16 protein-coding genes are annotated in these 17,126 nt (G+C 68.3%); 12 read left to right on the forward strand and 4 right to left on the reverse strand.

All coding sequences use genetic code 11. The features are described from left to right. Positions 1–78: 78 nt before the first annotated feature. Positions 79–3,204, reverse strand: a complete 3,126-nt coding sequence (locus AC07Y4_RS30660) for an efflux RND transporter permease subunit (RefSeq protein WP_495275532.1) — start codon at positions 3,202–3,204, stop codon at positions 79–81. Further along, positions 3,201–4,883: an efflux RND transporter periplasmic adaptor subunit gene (locus tag AC07Y4_RS30665; RefSeq protein WP_495275533.1), complete on the reverse strand. Its 1,683-nt coding sequence runs from the start codon at positions 4,881–4,883 to the stop codon at positions 3,201–3,203. The genes AC07Y4_RS30660 and AC07Y4_RS30665 overlap by 4 nt, the downstream gene beginning before the upstream one ends. 288 nt (positions 4,884–5,171) lie before the next feature. Between AC07Y4_RS30665 and AC07Y4_RS30670 the strand changes: the two genes are divergently transcribed. Genes AC07Y4_RS30670 through AC07Y4_RS30690 form a run of 5 tightly spaced genes read left to right on the forward strand, consistent with a single transcriptional unit; the run spans position 5,172 to position 8,950 of the window. Further along, positions 5,172–5,693: a DUF6622 family protein gene (locus AC07Y4_RS30670; RefSeq protein WP_487848305.1), complete on the forward strand. Its 522-nt coding sequence runs from the start codon at positions 5,172–5,174 to the stop codon at positions 5,691–5,693. Between the two features lie 41 nt (positions 5,694–5,734). Beyond that, on the forward strand, positions 5,735–6,700 hold the full coding sequence (locus tag AC07Y4_RS30675) for a sterol desaturase family protein (RefSeq protein WP_495275534.1): 966 nt from the start codon (positions 5,735–5,737) through the stop codon (positions 6,698–6,700). Continuing rightward, on the forward strand, positions 6,697–7,011 hold the full coding sequence (locus AC07Y4_RS30680) for a 2TM domain-containing protein (RefSeq protein WP_495275535.1): 315 nt from the start codon (positions 6,697–6,699) through the stop codon (positions 7,009–7,011). The genes AC07Y4_RS30675 and AC07Y4_RS30680 overlap by 4 nt, the downstream gene beginning before the upstream one ends. Continuing rightward, the gene (locus tag AC07Y4_RS30685) at positions 7,008–8,093 is read left to right on the forward strand and encodes a sensor histidine kinase (RefSeq protein ID WP_495275536.1); all 1,086 of its coding nucleotides are present in this window, start codon (positions 7,008–7,010) and stop codon (positions 8,091–8,093) included. Before AC07Y4_RS30680 ends, AC07Y4_RS30685 begins: the two co-directional genes overlap by 4 nt. Before the next feature lie 26 nt (positions 8,094–8,119). Next, positions 8,120–8,950 carry a LytR/AlgR family response regulator transcription factor gene (locus tag AC07Y4_RS30690; protein WP_495275537.1) on the forward strand — a complete coding sequence of 277 codons (831 nt, stop codon included), beginning with the start codon at positions 8,120–8,122 and terminating at the stop codon, positions 8,948–8,950. An 81-nt stretch (positions 8,951–9,031) separates the two neighbouring features. Here AC07Y4_RS30690 and AC07Y4_RS30695 read toward each other — a convergent pair whose 3' ends face one another. Then, positions 9,032–9,391 carry a hypothetical protein gene (locus AC07Y4_RS30695; RefSeq protein ID WP_070062581.1) on the reverse strand — a complete coding sequence of 120 codons (360 nt, stop codon included), beginning with the start codon at positions 9,389–9,391 and terminating at the stop codon, positions 9,032–9,034. A gap of 136 nt (positions 9,392–9,527) precedes the next feature. Between AC07Y4_RS30695 and AC07Y4_RS30700 the strand changes: the two genes are divergently transcribed. From AC07Y4_RS30700 to AC07Y4_RS30730, 7 genes are all read left to right on the forward strand, one after another. Then, the gene (locus AC07Y4_RS30700) at positions 9,528–11,345 is read left to right on the forward strand and encodes a glutamine--tRNA ligase/YqeY domain fusion protein (protein WP_495275538.1); all 1,818 of its coding nucleotides are present in this window, start codon (positions 9,528–9,530) and stop codon (positions 11,343–11,345) included. A 138-nt stretch (positions 11,346–11,483) separates the two neighbouring features. Beyond that, positions 11,484–12,449: a GSU2403 family nucleotidyltransferase fold protein gene (locus AC07Y4_RS30705; RefSeq protein WP_095948921.1), complete on the forward strand. Its 966-nt coding sequence runs from the start codon at positions 11,484–11,486 to the stop codon at positions 12,447–12,449. Further along, on the forward strand, positions 12,446–13,006 hold the full coding sequence (locus AC07Y4_RS30710) for a pseudouridine synthase (RefSeq protein WP_495275539.1): 561 nt from the start codon (positions 12,446–12,448) through the stop codon (positions 13,004–13,006). The genes AC07Y4_RS30705 and AC07Y4_RS30710 overlap by 4 nt, the downstream gene beginning before the upstream one ends. A 43-nt stretch (positions 13,007–13,049) precedes the next feature. Beyond that, positions 13,050–13,949 (forward strand): peptidoglycan DD-metalloendopeptidase family protein, encoded by a 900-nt coding sequence (locus AC07Y4_RS30715; protein ID WP_495275540.1) that lies wholly within the window; start codon positions 13,050–13,052, stop codon positions 13,947–13,949. 48 nt (positions 13,950–13,997) lie between these two features. Then, positions 13,998–14,873 (forward strand): hypothetical protein, encoded by an 876-nt coding sequence (locus AC07Y4_RS30720; protein WP_495275541.1) that lies wholly within the window; start codon positions 13,998–14,000, stop codon positions 14,871–14,873. 128 nt (positions 14,874–15,001) lie between these two features. Beyond that, positions 15,002–15,853: a restriction endonuclease gene (locus AC07Y4_RS30725; RefSeq protein WP_495275542.1), complete on the forward strand. Its 852-nt coding sequence runs from the start codon at positions 15,002–15,004 to the stop codon at positions 15,851–15,853. Positions 15,854–15,867: 14 nt separating this feature from the next. Further along, positions 15,868–16,191, forward strand: a complete 324-nt coding sequence (locus tag AC07Y4_RS30730; protein ID WP_495275543.1) for a hypothetical protein — start codon at positions 15,868–15,870, stop codon at positions 16,189–16,191. A gap of 17 nt (positions 16,192–16,208) precedes the next feature. On the opposite strand, the gene AC07Y4_RS30735 is transcribed toward AC07Y4_RS30730, so the two are convergent. After that, a partial coding sequence (locus tag AC07Y4_RS30735) for a M14 family metallopeptidase (RefSeq protein WP_495275544.1) occupies positions 16,209–17,126 on the reverse strand: 918 nt, incomplete at its 5' end.

The following is a 17,126-nucleotide window of genomic DNA, read 5'->3' on the forward strand; positions in this document are numbered from 1 at the left end:
AAGAAAAATAAATTAAGTCCGCCGCCGGGCGGAACTCCCGGCCTCGGAAAGCAAACCAGCGACAGGAGGTAAACCAGATCAAGCCGCCTCCTCCTCAAGCTCAGCAGAAGACCGACGCGCACTCCCCCCCCCCAACCGATCAAACGCCAGATAAATAACAGGCGTAGTGAACAAAGTCAGCAGCTGACTAACGATCAACCCGCCAAAGATCGCAAGCCCGAGAGGACGTCGCAATTCAGCCCCGTCCCCAAAACTGAACATCAGCGGCACAGCAGCAAACAGCGCAGCCAACGTAGTCATCAAGATCGGACGAAACCGCAGCAAAGCAGCTTGATGAATGGCTTCACGAGCCGACTTCCCCTGCGTCCGCTCCGCATCGATAGCAAAGTCGATCATCATGATCGCGTTCTTCTTCACGATGCCGATCAGCAGGATGATCCCGATGATCCCGATCACCCCCAGGTCATTGCCGGTCAGCATCAAGGCCAGCAAGGCACCGACCCCGGCAGAAGGCAACGTAGACAAGATCGTCAACGGATGCACATAGCTCTCGTACAGCACCCCCAGCACGATGTACACACAAACCACCGCCGCCAAAATCAACCACAGCTGATTCGACAACGACTTCTCATAAGCCCCAGAAGCCCCCAGAAAAGTCATCGTCACACTGCTCGGCAGCCCGATCTCTTTAGCAGCCGCGCGAATCGCGGCAACCGATCCACCGAGCGACACCCCCGGCGCCGTATCAAAGTTCAACGTACTCGCCGGATACTGCGCCACGTGCGTGATCTGCAACGGCGCCTGCTGCTCGCTGATCTCCGCAAACGCCGACAACGGCGTCGCCGTGCCAGACCCCGCAATGAGGTTCAGCTGCCCCAGCGTCTGCGGCGTATTCACCATGCCCGGCTGCGCTTCCAGGATCACGCGGTACTGGTTCGTCTCCGTGAAGATCGTCGACACGATGCGCTGCCCGAAGGCGCTGTACAGCGCGTCGTCCACCGAACTCGCGGTGATCGACAGCCGCGACGCCGTGTCGCGGTTCACGTTCACATACGCCGCCAGCCCCTGCGCCCCAGCATCGCTGCTCACGTTGCGCACCTTGTCCGATTCCTGCAGCTTCGCCACCAGCTTCTGCATCCACTCGGTGACCAGCGCACTGTTCACGCCTTCGAGCGACACGCGGTACTCGGTCGGCCCGGTCTCGGCGTCGATGGTCAGGTCCTGCGTGGGCTGCAGGTACAGCGTGAGGCCGGCCACCTGCCGCACGCGCTCGCGCAGGCGGTCCATCACCTCCTGCTGGTTGTCGTGGCTGCGGGTCAGGTTGATGAGCATGCTGCCGGTGTGCAGCATGGTGTTGTTGGCCGCGTCCACGCCGACGAAGGAGCTGAGGTTCTCGACGTCATGGTCTTCGAGGATGGCGCGCGCGGCCTGCTGCTGCAGCTGCGCCATGCGCTCGAAGGACACGTCTTGCGCGGCCTGCACGCGGGCTTGCAGCTGGCCGGTGTCCTGCGTGGGGAACAGGCCCTTGGGGATCGTGAGGTACAGCAGCACGGTCAGCACCAGCGTGAGCAGCGCCACCAGCAGCGTGAGCGGCTGGTGCGCGATCACCCAGTGCAGCGAGCGGTCGTAGCGCACCATCACGCCGTCGAAGAAACGCTGGGCGCGCGCGCCGAAGCCGGTGCCCGATGCGTCTTTCTTTGGCTCGTGCTTGAGCCAGCGCGCCGACATCATCGGCACCAGCGTGAGCGAGACCACGCCCGAGATCAGGATGGTGATCGCCAGCGTCACCGCGAACTCGCGGAACAGGCGGCCCACCACGTCGCCCATGAACAGCAGCGGGATCAGCACGGCGATGAGCGACACGGTCAGCGAGATGATCGTGAAGCCGATCTGCGCGGCGCCCTTGAACGCGGCCTGCAATGGCTTCTCGCCCTCCTCGATGTAGCGCGCGATGTTCTCGATCATGACGATCGCGTCGTCCACCACGAAGCCGGTGGCGATGGTCAGCGCCATCAGGCTCAGGTTGTTCAGGCTGTAGCCGAGCAGGTACATCAGGCCGAAGCTGCCGATGAGAGAGATCGGCACGGCGATGCTGGCGATGACGGTGGCGCGCAGGCTGCCCAGGAAGGCGAAGATCACCAGCACCACGAGCACCACGGCCAGCACCAGTTCCATCTCGACGTGCTGCACCGACGAGCGGATGCCGGCGGTGCGGTCGCTCAGCACCTCGACCTGCAGGCCCGCGGGCATGCCGGCCTGCAGCTCGGGCAGCTGCTTCTTGATGGCGTTGACGGTCGCGATCACGTTGGCGCCGGGCTGGCGCTGCACGTTCAGGATGATGGCCGGCGTGAGCTGCACCTGCCCGTCGACCTTGCGTCCGGCCCAGGCACCCAGCTGCGTGTTCTCGGCGCTGTTGACCACGCGCGCCACGTCGACCATGCGGATCGGCGCGCCGTTCTTGTAGCTGACGATGAGGTTCTTGTAGTCGTCGACCGTGAGCAGCTGGTCGTTCGAGTTGATGGTGTAGGCGCGCTTGGGGCCGTCGAAGCTGCCCTTGGCGCCGTTGGAGTTGGCCGCGCTGATGGCGGTGCGCAGCGAATCCAGCCCGATGCCGTTGGCCGCCAGCGCCTGCGTGTTGGCCTGGATGCGCACGGCCGGGCGCTGCCCGCCGCTGAGCGACACGAGGCCCACGCCCGAGACCTGGCTGATCTTCTGCGCGAGCCGGGTGTTCACGAGGTTCTGCACCTCGGTGAGCGGCAGCGTGTCGGAGGTGATGGCCAGCGTGAGCACCGGCGCGTCGGCCGGGTTGACCTTGGCGTACACCGGCGGCGCGGGCAGGTCGGCCGGCAGCAGCGAGCCGCCGGCGTTGATGGCGGCCTGCACTTCCTGCTCGGCGACGTCGAGCGTCTGGCCCAGCGAGAACTGCAGCGTGATGATCGACACGCCCGCCGCGCTGGTCGAGCTCATGCGGTCCAGGCCCGACATCTGGCCGAACTGGCGCTCCAGCGGCGCGGTGACGGTGTTGCTCATGACCTCGGGGCTGGCCCCGGGGTAGAGCGTCTGGACCTGGATGGTCGGGTAGTCGACCTGCGGCAGCGCCGCCAGCGGCAGGAAGCGGAACGCCACCAGGCCGGCCAGCACGATGGCCAGCATCAGCAGCGAGGTGGCGACCGGCCGCAGGATGAACGGGCGCGAGGGGCTCATGGGCTGCGCCGTCCCTCACCGCCGCGTTCGCCGCCGCCACCGGCGCCACCGCGCTCGGCCATGCGCTGCCAGCGCTCCAGCGCGGCGGGGTCGCCGCGGTCGAGGGCTTCGAGGAAACGCTTGCGGCGTTCAAGCTGTTCGGGATCGTCCTTGGCCGCGTCGAGCATGCGCTGGCGCTGCTCGGCGGTGGGGAGCTTGGCGGGCGTGGCTGCAGGGGCTGCTGCAGGTGCAGGCGTTGCTGCCGCTGGCGCTGCAGCCGGCGCAGCCGTTCCGGCGGCAGGTGCAGCCGGTGCCTGCGATGGCGAAGCCGGTGCCGCCGCTTCGGCGGGACGAGCACCGCCGCCCTGCGCACCACCGCCACCTTCCTGCCGACGTCCTCCACGCCGTCCGCCCGGCGCTGCCGCGCCCGAGGCCGCACCGGCCGGCCGGTCGACCGTGGTCTGCACGCGCGCGCCGTCCTTCAGGCGGTCGCCGCCTTCGGTGACCACGGTTTCGCCGGGCTGCAGGCCCTTGGTGATGGAGGCGAAATCGACGCTCGATTCGCCGCGCGTCACCGGCCGCTGCGAGGCCGTGTTCTCGGCCGTCACCACGTACACGTAGTCGCCGTTCGGGCCGTGGCGCAGCGCCGTGACCGGCACCACCACCGCGCTGCTCACGGTGCGCAGCAGCAGCCGCAGGTTGACGAACTGGTTCGGGAACAGCGCGCCGTCGGCGTTGGTGAAGCGCGCCTTGGCCTTCACGGTGCCGGTCTGCGTGTCGACCATGTTGTCGAGCGTGGAGAAGCTGCCGTCGGCCAGCCGGCGCGTGCGCGTGCGGTCGAAGGCGGTGGTGGCGAGCGTGGCGCCCTGGCCCAGCCGCTCCTGCACCTCGGGCACGCGGTCCTGCGGAATGGCGAACTCGACGTCGATGGGTGCAATCTGCGTGATGGTGGCCACGCCGCCGGTGCTGCCGGTCGAGATGTAGTTGCCCGCATCCACCGGCCGCAGGCCGATGCGCCCGCTCACCGGCGCCGTGATGCGGCTCCAGGCCAGGTTGAGCTTGGCGGTGTTCTCGTTGGCGCGGTCGATGGCCACGGTGCCTTCGAGCTGCTTGACCAGCGCGGCCTGGGTGTCGACGTCCTGGCGGGCGATGGAGTCCTGGCCGAGCAGCGTCTGGTAGCGCTGCAGCGTGACGCGCGCCGCGGCCAGCTGGGCCTCGTCGCGCTGGCGCGCGCCGGCGGCCTGCGCCAGCGCGTTCTCGAAGGGCTGCGGGTCGATGGTGGCGAGCACGTCGCCCTTCTTGACCATCTGGCCTTCCTTGAACAGCACGGCCGTGAGCACGCCCGACACCTGCGGCTGCACCGTCACATTGGCCAGCGGCGTGACCGTGCCCAGCGCTTCGAGCTGCACCGGAATGTCGGCCTGCCGCGCGACGGCGGTGCCGACGGTGCTGGAGGCCGGGCCTCCGCCGCCCGCCCGACCGCCCGGGCCACCGCCGCCGGGGCGGCCTGCGCCTGCACCCGGCCCGCCCGCGCCCGGTGCCGGCGACTTGGAACGCTGCACCAGGTACCAGGCACCGCCCCCCAGTGCCACGAGCAGTAGCAGGGCCAGCAGGCTCCCGACCCAGCGGCGCCGGCGCGCCGGAGGATGGGTCGGCGACACGACGGGTGGCAGGGGTTCGGGGGGCGTTTGGGAATCCATGGGCGGTGCGTGCGAAGGGGTGCGAAAAGGCGGCCTGAAGGGAGGCGGCCTAGAGTACAGCGCGAAATATCACTCCCGCAGTTTTCCGTGCCGTAAAGCGACGGTAAAGCTTCCGTTTGCGCGGCACCCCGCCATCGCCGGGGTCGCCGTTCACGCCGGTGACCGGCACTTCACGCCGCCCACCCGCATTTCGTCGCATGGCCGTGGCGGGGGCCGGGCGGCATCGGCACAGTCCGCTCCATCGATTCCCTGCCCCCTTTGTCTTCTTCCAACCGAACGGAGCCTCTCATGCTGATGCAAATCCTTCTTCACACCCCGAAGTGGGTGTTCGCCGTGTTCGTCCTGCTGGCCTGGCTCGGTGGCCGGCAGCTCGTGGCCAACCGCATCGGCCTGAACCGCGTGCTGGTGATGCCGGTCGCCATGGCCGGCTTGTCGTTCTGGGGCGTGGTGTCGGTGTCCGGCGAGTCGGCCGGCGCCCTGCTCGGCTGGGCCATGGCCGCGCTGCTGCTCATGGTGCTGGTGCTGCGCCGTCCGCTGCCGGCGACCACGCGCTACGACGCGGCGGCCCGTCAGTTCGAGGTGGCCGGCACCGCCGTGCCGCTGATGCTCATGATGGGCATCTTCCTCACCAAGTACGTGGTGGGCGTGTCGCTGGCCCTGCATCCGGAGCTGCGCCACCAGGCCGCCTTCGCCCTGGGCGTGCCGGCGTTGTACGGCGCCTTCAGCGGCATCTTCGCGGCCCGCGCCGCGCGCCTGTGGCGCCTGGCCGCCGCGTCGGGCGCGATGGTCAGCAGCGCCCGCGCGGCCTAAGATTCCGACGCCCCGCCCGCCCTTCGCCGCCAGGAACCGCCATGACCGTGCTCGTGTTGATCCTCAAGATTTCCATCTCGGTGGTGCTGCTTGCCTCGCTGGCCGAAGCGCTGGTGCTGTCGTGGCGCAACGGCTGGCGCAGCTACGACTGGAAGGCGGCGGGCATCTCGGTGTTCGACTTCCTGGTGCGCGAATACCCGCTGCGCTGGCTGCTGCCGCTGGCCTTCTGGGTCGGTGCCATGGACTGGCTCTACGCCCACCGGCTCTTCACGCTGCCGATGGACCACTGGACCGGCTGGCTCGCCTGCTTCGTCGGCCAGGAGTTCTGCTACTACTGGTACCACCGCGCCGCGCACCGCGTGCGCTGGTTCTGGTGCACCCACGCCGTGCACCACTCGCCGAACCAGCTGAACCTGTCGGCCGCCTACCGCTTCGGCTGGACCGGCCGGCTCACCGGCACGCTCGCCTTCTTCCTGCTGGCGCCGCTTCTGGGCATGCCGCCGCGGGTCATCCTGCTGATGCTCACGCTGAACCTGCTCTACCAGTTCTGGATTCACGCGACCTGGATTCCGAAGCTCGGCCCGCTCGAATGGGTGCTCAACACGCCCTCGGCCCACCGCGTGCATCACGCCTCGAACCTGGAATACCTGGACGGTAACTATGGCGGCGTGCTGATCGTGTTCGACCGCCTGTTCGGCACCTACATCCCCGAGCGTGCCGACCTGTCCTGCCGCTACGGACTGGTGAAGCCGATCACCTCGTACAACCTGTTCGAGATCGAGTTCAGCCAATGGCGCGACCTGTGGCGCGACCTGCGCTCGGCGCGTTCACTGCGCGCCTTCGTCGGCTACCTCGTGAAGCCGCCGGGCTGGCGGGCGGACGGGCCGGGCGAGACCACCGAGGAGCTGCGCCAGCGCGCGGCACTGCCACCTTCACCGTCGATGCCGGCATCGGCCGCCAGCGACTTCGTTCCCCTTTCACCTGCCTCTCTCAAGGAGCTGTCATGACCCCCATGTCCCCTTCCTCTTCTTCCTCCTCCTCTTCTTCGTCCGCCGACATCGAGCGGCGCGCCCGCCGCCGCGCCGGCGCCAAGATGGGCTGGTTCATCCATGCCTTCGTCTACGTGGTCGTCAACGTCGGGCTGGTGGGGCTCGCCGCCTCGCGCGGCCACAACTGGGCCGTGTACCCGCTCATGGGCTGGGGGCTGGGCCTGCTGATCCACGGCGCCGTGGTCTGGCTCATCGCGCCCGGCGGCGGCCTGTACGACCAGCTACTGGAACGTGAGCGCCGCGCGCTAGGTGGCGGGGACCGCCGGTGACGGCCACGGCGGACGACACGCCACGCCCGTCGCGCTTTCGCGCCGAGAACCTGAGAGACATCCTGCGGCACGGCCTGATCACGGCCGCCTTCTGCTGCGTCATCGCCGCGGCGCTGACCGTCTCGGGCATGGGCAGCTGGAGTTCGCAGATGGTGTATTCGCTGTCGATCGGAACGATCAGCTGGCTGGTCATCGACACCGGGCGCCTGTTCATCAGCGGCCACCAGAACGTGCTCTGGCCGCACGGGCCCTGGGGCTTCGTGCTGGTGGCCTTCGGCGTCACGCTGGGCTTCCTCGGTGGCGGCGCCATCGGGGACGCCTGGGTCGGCCGGCCGCTGTTCGACTTCACCGGCTTCGCCCGGCACCGGATGGTCTCCACCATCGTCATCACGCTGGCGGCCACCATCGGCATGTGCTACTTCTTCTACAGCCTCGGGCGCAGCAAGCACATGCAGCGCCAACTCGACCTGGCCCAGCGCGACGCCACGGACGCCCGCCTGAAGCTGCTCGAAACCCAGCTCGAACCGCACATGCTGTTCAACACGCTGGCCAACCTGCGCGTGCTGATCACCGTCGACCCGCCGCGCGCCGTGGCCATGCTCGACCGGCTCAACAGTTATCTGCGCATGACGCTCAGCGGCTCGCGCGCGCTGTCGCATCCGCTGTCGGCCGAGTTCGACCGGCTGGGCGACTACCTCGAACTGATGTCGGTGCGCATGGGCGAGCGCCTGCGCTACACGCTCGACCTGCCCGACGACCTGCGTGACACGCCCGTGCCGCCGCTGCTGCTGCAGCCGCTGGTCGAGAACAGCATCCGCCACGGCCTCGAGCCTCAGGTCGAAGGCGGCGAAATTGCCGTGCGCGCGCGCCGCGAGGCGGGCGAACTGGTCATCGAGGTGAGCGACACCGGTGTCGGGCTCGATGCGGCACCACCGCAGCCTTCGGAAGACGGCGGCTTCGGGCTCGAACAGGTGCGCGAGCGGCTGGCCACCGTGTACGGCGAGCAAGGCCGCCTGCGCCTGGCCCCCGCGCCCACGGGCGGCGGAACGTGCGTCACCCTGAACCTTCCCCTGCCCGCCTGAACAGGCCCCACGACAACAACAAGACGATGCCCCTCACCGCCCTCATCGCCGAAGACGAACCCCTGCTGGCCCAGGCCCTGCAGGCCGAACTGGCCGCCGCCTGGCCCGAGTTGCGCGTGGTCGCCACCGCCCGCGACGGCCGCAGCGCCGTGCGCGAGGCGCTGCGGCTGCTGCCGCAGGTGCTGTTCTTCGACATCCGCATGCCCGGCCTGGACGGCCTGGGCGCCGCCGCCGAGCTGGCCGACAGCTGGCCCACCGACGAGGCGCCGATGCCGCAGCTGGTGTTCGTGACCGCCTACGACGAGTACGCCGCGCGCGCCTTCGAGGCCGAGGCCATCGACTACGTGCTCAAGCCCGTACAGCCCGAGCGCCTGCGCAAGACCGTGGCGCGGCTGCGGCAGGCGCTGGCGGCGGCCACGCCGTCGATGACGCCGCCCATCCCGGCCGACGAGGTGCTGGAGCGCACCCTCGCCCAATGGCGCCAGGTGCTGGGCGCCGCCGGCGGGGCCCCGTCGGCATCGTCAGCGCCGCTGCGCATGATCGCCGCCAGCGATGCGGGCGGCGCCACCGTGCGCATGGTGCCGATCGACGAGGTGCTGTATTTCGAGGCCGCCGACAAGTACCTGCGCGTGCTCACCGCCACGCAGGAATACCTGATCCGCACGCCCCTCAAGCAACTGCTGCCCCAGCTCGATGCCGACACCTTCTGGCAGGTGCACCGGGCGGTGGTGGTGCGCAGCGCGGCCATCGAGGCGGTGCACCGCGACGAGGCCGGCAAGCTGCACCTCGCGCTGCGCGGGCGGGCCGAGAAGATCCCGGTCAGCCGGCTCTACGCCCACCTTTTTCGCGCCATGTGAAATCCAGGCGCCGGGCGCGCAGCAAAAAGCCGGCCTTTTCGGGGCCGGCTTTTTTCATTCAGTCACGAATGGCGTTGTAAATCAGCGCCAGTGGCCGTGTCCGTGGCCATGACCGCGGTGATAACCACGACCGTAGTAGCGCGGGCCGTAATAGGCCGGCGGCGGTGCGTAGTACACCGGTGCCGGGCGGTAGTACACCGGCGGCGGCGGGCGGTAGTAGACCGGGGGCGGCGGTGCGTAATACACCGGGGCCGGCGGCGCATAGACCGGGGCCGGGTAGTAGGCGGGACCGCCCACGCCGACCGCCACGCCGGGCACGCCGACGCCGATCGACCAGCTCACGTCGCCGCGGGCGCTGGCCGAGGTGGCGGCAAACAGCGCACCGAAGGCCACCGCACCGGCGGCGGCCCATTTGAAGAGGGTAGAACGTGTGACGCTCATGATGTGGGACTCCTTGTTGGGGGGCGTTGTGCGCCCCATGTCCGTATTGAACGCTGCAATTGCAAAGCGGGTGGACGCTGCATTGTGAAGAGCGTTGCCAAAAGTAACCCCGACAGCCCCCCTCTAGAATGACGCGATGACCTCCCCGACCGACAAAAGCGGCACCAAAACGACCGCTGCACCGAGCAATTTCCTGCGCCACGTGATCGAGAACGACCTCGCACAGGGTGCCTACGCAGGCCGCACCTGGGGCGGTTCCCCGGGCGACGCCGCCCACCACGCCCAGGGCATGCCCGACCCCGCCAAGGTGCGCATGCGCTTCCCGCCCGAGCCCAACGGCTACCTGCACATCGGCCACGCCAAGAGCATCTGGCTGAATTTCGAGCTGGCCAAGGAATACGGCGGCGTGTGCCACCTGCGCTTCGACGACACCAACCCCGAGAAGGAAGAGCAGGAGTACGTCGATTCCATCCGCGACGCCGTGAAGTGGCTCGGCTACGAAACCTACCTGGCCGACCGCCCCAGCGCGCCCGGCACGATTCAGGAGCACGAGTACTTCGCCAGCAACTACTTCGACTTCATGTACGAAGCCGCCGAGTACCTGATCCGTGCCGGCCTGGCCTATGTCGACGAGCAGACGCCCGAAGAAATGCGCGCCAACCGCGGCGACTTCAACACGCCCGGCACCGACAGCCGCTTTCGCAGCCGCACGCCCGACGAAAACCTGGCGCGCTTTCGCGAGATGCGCGACGGCAAGCTCGCCGACGGCGCCGCCATCCTGCGCGCCAAGATCGACATGGCGAGCCCCAACATCAACATGCGCGACCCCGCGCTGTACCGCATCCGGCGGGCCACCCACCACAACACGGGCGACAAGTGGTGCATCTACCCGATGTACACCTACGCGCACCCCATCGAAGACGCGCTGGAGCAGATCACCCACTCCATCTGCACGCTCGAATTCGAAGACCAGCGCCCCTTCTACGACTGGCTGCTCGACCGCCTGGCCGAAGGCGGCCTCGTCGCCAGCCCGCACCCGCGCCAGTACGAGTTCGCGCGCCTGAACGTGACCCACGTGATGACCAGCAAGCGCAAGCTGCGCCAACTGGTCGAAGAGAAACACGTCGACGGCTGGGACGACCCCCGCATGCCCACCATCGCCGGCCTGCGCCGCCGCGGCTACACGCCCGCCGCGCTGCAGCTGTTCTGCGAACGCAGCGGCACCACCAAGTCGGGCGGCTGGATCGAGTACGCCAGCCTCGAGGCCGCGCTGCGCGACACCCTCGACCCCATCGCGCCGCGCGCCATGGCCGTGCTCGACCCGGTGAAGCTCGTCATCACCAACTGGGGTGAGCTGATGGGTCGCGACGATGTGCTCGACGACTGCTCCGCCCCCGTGCACCCGCACCACCCCGAGATGGGCAAGCGCGAATTCAAGCTCGGCCGCGAAGTCTGGATCGAGCGCACCGACTACGAAGACGTGCAGCCCAAGGGCTTCTTCCGCCTGTTCCCCGGCAACAAGGTGCGCCTGAAGTACGGCCACGTCATCGAATGCACCGGCGCCACGCGCGACGCCGACGGCAAGCTCCTCGAAGTGCAGGCCACGCTGGTGCCCGACACCAAGAGCGGCACGCCCGGCGCGGACGCGATCAAGGTCAAGGGCAACATCACCTGGGTGGCCGCGGCCGATGCCGTGCAGGCCGAGGTGCGGTTGTACGAGCGCCTGTTCGCCGAAGCCAACCCGGGCAGCGGCGAGCTGCTGGACGAGCTGAACAAGCACAGCCTGGAGGTGTGCACGGCCTTCGTCGAGCCGTCGCTGGCGAAGGCCGAACCCGGCGTGGGCATCCAGTTCGAACGGCATGGTTACTTCGTGCGCGACACGAAGGGCGACGCCGCCGGCGGACAGGTGGTGTTCAACCGCGCGGCGGGGATGCGGGACAGCTGGGCCAGGTAAGCCCGCTGGTCGCGTTCTCCCGCAAAGCCGGGGCCGTTGTGGCTCCGGCTTTTTTCATGCCTCATCAGTTGACATAAGTTATTGATTTGAAACAATTTTCCATATAAATTAAGACTCTTGGTTTTTATACGGAAAATCATGAACTTCCAGGACATCGGCGACGACGCCCGGCGCCAGTACATCGATGCCAGAGCCACGTTCGAGGCCCTCGAAGCGGCGGAAGTGCAAGCCGCGGGCGTGCGCGGTGGCATGTACTGGAAGACGGTGAACGGCGTCGAATACCTCGTGCGCACCAGCACCCGCAACGCACAAAAAAGCCTCGGGGCACGGAGCCCTGAAACCGAGGCCATCCACGCAGGCTTCGTCCAAAGAAAGGAAGAAGCCGAAGGACGCGTCAAGGATCTCGGCGAGGCACTCGCCCGCCATCAGCGCATGAACCGGGCGCTGTTCGTCGGCCGCGTGCCGACCATCGTCATCGACATCCTCGACATGCTCCAGCGCGCGGACATCGCGGAGCACTTCACCGTGGTGGGCACGCACGCGCTCTACGCCTACGAAGCAGCAGCGGGCGTGCGCCTGCAGAGTGCCGCCGTGGCCACGCGCGATGTCGACCTGCTCTGGGACACGCGCAAGCGTTTTCGCCTGGCAACGCAGCTCAAGCGGCTCGATTCGTCCATGCTGGCCTTGCTGCGCAAGGTCGACAAGACCTTCGCCTTGATCGCCGATCAGCGCTACACGGCGGTCAACAGCAAAGGCTTCGAGGTCGACATCCTGCGTCGCGAAGCACAAGAGCATGACCCCCACCCGGCACAGCTCAGCGACGATGAAGACGACTTCTGGGCCGTGCAAGCCCACAACGCCGAACAGTTGGTGAGCGCCCCGCGCTTCTCGGCCGTCGTGGTCGGCACCACCGGGCACATGGCGCGCATGAACACCGTGCATCCACTCGCCTTCGTGCGCTTCAAGCGGTGGTTGGCCCAGCGACCCGATCGCGATCCACTCAAGTCTGGACGCGACAGCTTGCAAGCGGACACCGTGGAAGAACTGGTGCGAGACTATCTGCCGCAGCTGGCCGATGCGCCACGCGATGCCACCCGCCCATGAATCTGCCAACCAGCTCCCGCCTCATCCGCTTCAACAAACCCTACGGCGTCCTCAGCCAGTTCACGCCCGAGGGCCGCTGGCGCGGGCTGAAGGACTTCATCGACCTGCCCGGTGTCTACGTCGCCGGACGGCTCGATGCCGACAGCGAGGGCCTGCTGCTGCTCACCGACGACGGCAAGCTCCAGGCGCGCATCGCCGATCCGCGCTTCAAGATGGAGAAGACCTACTGGGTGCAGGTCGAGGGCGTGCCGACCGACGAAGCGCTGGCGGCGCTGCGCAACGGCGTGCAGCTCAACGACGGCCCCACGCGCCCCGCACGGGCGCGCCGGCTCGACCCACCGCCCGCCGTGTGGCACCGCGAGCCCCCGATCCGCGAGCGCAAGCTCATTCCCACCGCGTGGCTGGAGCTGGCGATCAGCGAAGGCCGCAACCGCCAGGTGCGGCGCATGACGGCGGCCGTCGGGCTGCCGACGCTGCGCCTCATCCGCGCCGCCATCGGGCCTTACACGCTCGACGGGCTCGCGCCCGGGACCTGGCTGGAACAGAGCGGCGGCTGAGCCGCCGCACCACCAACTCTTCATTCGAATCCTGTCCATGCACATGAACCTTCCTCTCTCCGATCTCCCTTCTGCTGCATTGAACCGCCGCAGCGCCGTGCTCGGCGCCCTCGGCCTACTGACGCTGCCCGCCAGCGCCGCTGCCCCGGCCAAGAAGAACAACAAGCCGCAGGCGCCCGACGTCTGGCCACGCGCCTTGCTGGTGCCCGGCGGCGTCGCCCGCCTGTCGCTCGGCCCCGCGGCCACGCGCCCCAAGGCTTTCGCCGGTGACGTGCCGCTGCTGGTGCTGGGCGATCCGATCGAATGGACCGCGCTGGTCGGCATTCCGCTCGCCACCCCACCCGGAGAAGCCAGCATCAGCGTGCGCGCCGAGGGCAACAAGCCCGAGCGCCAGATCGCCTACACCATCGCCCCGAAGCAGTACCGCGAACAACGCCTGACGGTGGCGCCCCGCACGGTCGACCTGTCCCCCGAGGACGAGGCACGCTACACCAAGGAACGCGATCACCTGACCAGCGTGATGGCCACGCTCTCCGACCTGCGCCCCGACGCCGCGCTGCAGATGCGCGTGCCCGTGCCGGGCCGCCGCTCCAGCTCGTTCGGCCTGCGCCGCGTGTTCAACGGCCAATCGCGCAATCCGCACAGCGGCATGGACATCGCAGCCGGCACCGGCACGCCCGTGCGCGCGCCGCTGGCCGGCAAGGTGATCGACACCGGCGACTACTTCTTCAACGGCGGCACCGTCTGGGTCGATCACGGCGGCGGCCTGCTGACGATGTACTGCCACCTGAGCCGATGGGACGTGAAGGTGGGCGACGTGCTCAAGGCGGGCGAGCCGCTGGCTGCCGTGGGTGCGACAGGGCGGGTGACCGGGCCGCACCTGCATTGGGGGGTGATGCTGAACAGGACAATGGTGGACCCGGCGTTGTTCGTTGCCAGTTGAGTTGCGCGCGTGGGAACGAGCCCTCACGAGCCTCGGGGATCGCGGCGCATGACCGTCCGGACGAAATCCTTCCTCATCTGGCTTTCCGTCGTCCCTGTGCTCTCGGCGCTGTGCGTCGTTGGCCTGAACCTGTTGCCGTTGTGGTTCGTGTACCTCTTGCCCTATGCGATCGGGGTGGCTTTGCTGATGATCCTCGTGGCGATCGTGGCCGCAGGCGGTGCGACCAAGACTCTCGGCGCGAGCTTTGGGGGCCTCGCTGCCGGCGTCGTGCTGGTGTTCGTCGCCTACGACATCGTCAAAACCGCTGACCGAGCGGATTGGAACGCTTCGTACAACGAGTTCCGGCAGTTCAGCCAAGTCGTGGCACGCGGCGATCGAAAGGCCACAGCAGCGGCCCTCGACGATCTCCGGCGCTTCACGCCGGCCGAAGCGCTCTGCATCCTCGGCTCCGAGAGCGGGACCGGCGGCTCAGGCTATCTCATGCCCGAGGGGCCGGATGCGCAGCGCACCCGCCAGGGAAATCGCTACTTCATCTCGACGCCGCGACTTTTCGAGGTGGCCGAAATCCTCGTTTCGACGCAGCCTGCTCAGCGCGAAACGCAGGTGGCCCTTTACGACATGCTGCGGGACTTGCACCGGCGCGGCGACCCCGCGGCATTTCCGCGCTGGGAACAGCTCTGGCTGCGCACAAAAGCCGCCACGGGCGGCACGGCCGGCTGGCACTTCGACGGCGCCCGTCTGAGGTGGCCATCCGAGCAGTGCGGGGGAGACGACGACACGCACTTGGCCGACCTGGTCAAGGAGATCAACAAGTCGCCCGAAACACCGGAAGAAGCGCGTGCCCACGAATCGGGCAGCTCGCAAGCGCGGCAAGCCGCGGACAACGCGCTGCGAGACGCGCAGAGCAACGCGGTCGCACGGTGAAGACCCGGGCCCCGCCCCGGCTTATAAAGAGATCTTTCGAGGAGCGAGGCAAGCGAACGATGGCAAGACAGACACGAGCCGAGCGCCGACGCGAGCGGGCGCGACAGGAACTGGCCGGCAAGGCCTGGATGGCGATCTTCGTCGGCATCCTGCTGCTGGTGGTCGCTCCCGCCTTCCTGAAAGGGCCGATCGTGGGCACGCTGGGGCCTGCGCTCCGGCCTGCCGGTTGGGTCGCGCTGGCGATCGGGGCCGTGCTGCTGGGCCTGCACTACGTCGTCCGCCGTCAGGCTGCCCCCGTGGAGATCGAGTCCGCGGCAGCTCGCGCTCCCGCACGCCCCGCGCCCACCTCCACAGCCGAGCGTCGCGAGCCCACGCTGTCGCCCGCGCCATCGACAACACCCCATGCGGGCCAGGAATCGCAGTGGAGCCCCGCCGTGCTCCACGCCATCGAATGGCGTCGCTTCGAGGCCTTGTGCGAAGCGCTCTACGCACAAGCCGGCTTCACCACGCGCAGCCAATCGCATGGCGCGGACGGCGGCGTCGATATCTGGCTCCAGTCCAGGCACAGTGACATGCCGCGCATCGTCCAGTGCAAGCATTGGCAGAGCAAAGCCGTGGGCGTCAAGGAAATGCGCGAGTTCTTCGGCGTGATGGCTTCGCACCAATTGAAGAGCGGCACCTACGTGACGAGCTCGACCTTCTCGGCGGAAGCGGCGGCGTTTGCGAAGGCGAACGGCATCCACGCCCAAGACGGCGCAGCCTTGCTCCGGCTCATCGGCCAGCGCACGCCCGAACAACAGGCGGCACTGCTGGCCGTGGCCTACGAAGGCGAATACTGGCGGCCCACCTGCGCGAGTTGCGGCACCAAGATGGTCGAAAGAAGCTCGTCCAAGAACGACGGCAGCTTCTGGGGCTGCGCCCACTATCCGAAGTGCAAGGGCCGGACGATCCCGAAGTCGAGGGCATCTGCAACGGTCTGACCGGGAAGCGCGCCATGGCCCATCCAGCGATGTTCACCGAAGCCTGCCTAGCCTCCTCGTTCGCCCCCACCGAACGCCGCGAAGCCCTCGCCCGCCTCAACACCCTCTTGCACCCCGCCCTGCAGCGGATCGTCGCGGCCGAGGTCGCTGCGGGCAACCGCGTCGTCGATGTCGGCGTCGACTGGCCCGACGAGGGCTCGGTGCACGTCACGCTCCAAAGGCACTTCACGGCCCGGCACGCCGGCAAGCAGGCCGCGTTCAGCCTCTGCGACGACCCGCACTACTGGCATGCCGACTACAGCACCGCGGACAAACCGCGGCACCTGCTGATCTGCTGAACTGAAGGGCGCCGGCCTCAGAGCGGCCTGGTCAGGTACACCGCCTCGCGCCCGACGATCGTGCGCTGCGCGGGCATGAAGATCGTGCAGTCGTCGCACGGCGCCCGGATTTCGTCCGGGCCGTTGGTGGCGATCAGTTCGCCCTTGGCAAAGGTCTCGAAGCCGATCAGCGGGCGCACGAAGGCGAAGTCTTCGGACTTGATGACGTGCGTCTGCAGCAACTCGAAGCGACGCTGCTCGCCGGGCGCGGGCACGGCCGGGTCCTTGTCGATGAGGCCGAAATGCGCCAGGAAGTCGAGCGAGATGGCCGTGGCCAGCTCGGAGGTCGAGTGCAGGAAATGCTGGCCGCACTCGGCCACCAGCGCCACGCCCTTGCCGTCGGCCCGGCCATGCTGGCCGTGCTGGATCAGCGGCGTGCCCGAGCCCAGGCCGTCGGGCATCACCAGGTGCACCGACGGACGGCCGATGGCCATGGCGGCCTCGGCGTTGCGGTCGAAGGCCGGGTACACCCAGAACGGAATCACGGGCTGGCTCGTGGAATGGATGTCGAGGATGTGGTCGGCCGCGCTCACCACCGGGCGCAGTTCGCGGGCACGGCGCAGCTCGGGGCTGACCTCGCTGCCGTCGAGCCATTCGGGCGACCACACGCGGTTGAGGTTGTGCACCAGCTGGCGGCTGTCGAACGGCAGCGCCTCGTTGAAGGACTCGTACGCCGCCACGTTGGCAAAGCTGACGGTGAGCGTGCCGATCTTCGGGCGCACGCCGGTGTCGAGCAGGTGTGTGGCGGCGGTCATGCCGCAGATCTCGTTGCCGTGCGTCAGCGCATTGATCAGCACGTGCGGGCCGGGCTTGCCGGACTCGAAGCGGTGCACGTAGTCGATGCCGACGTTGCCCTCGCGGTAGGCGGAAAGATCGCGGGGGAGGACTTCGAGGGC

The organism is Variovorax sp. GW460-12-1-14-LB1, assembly GCF_059423605.1.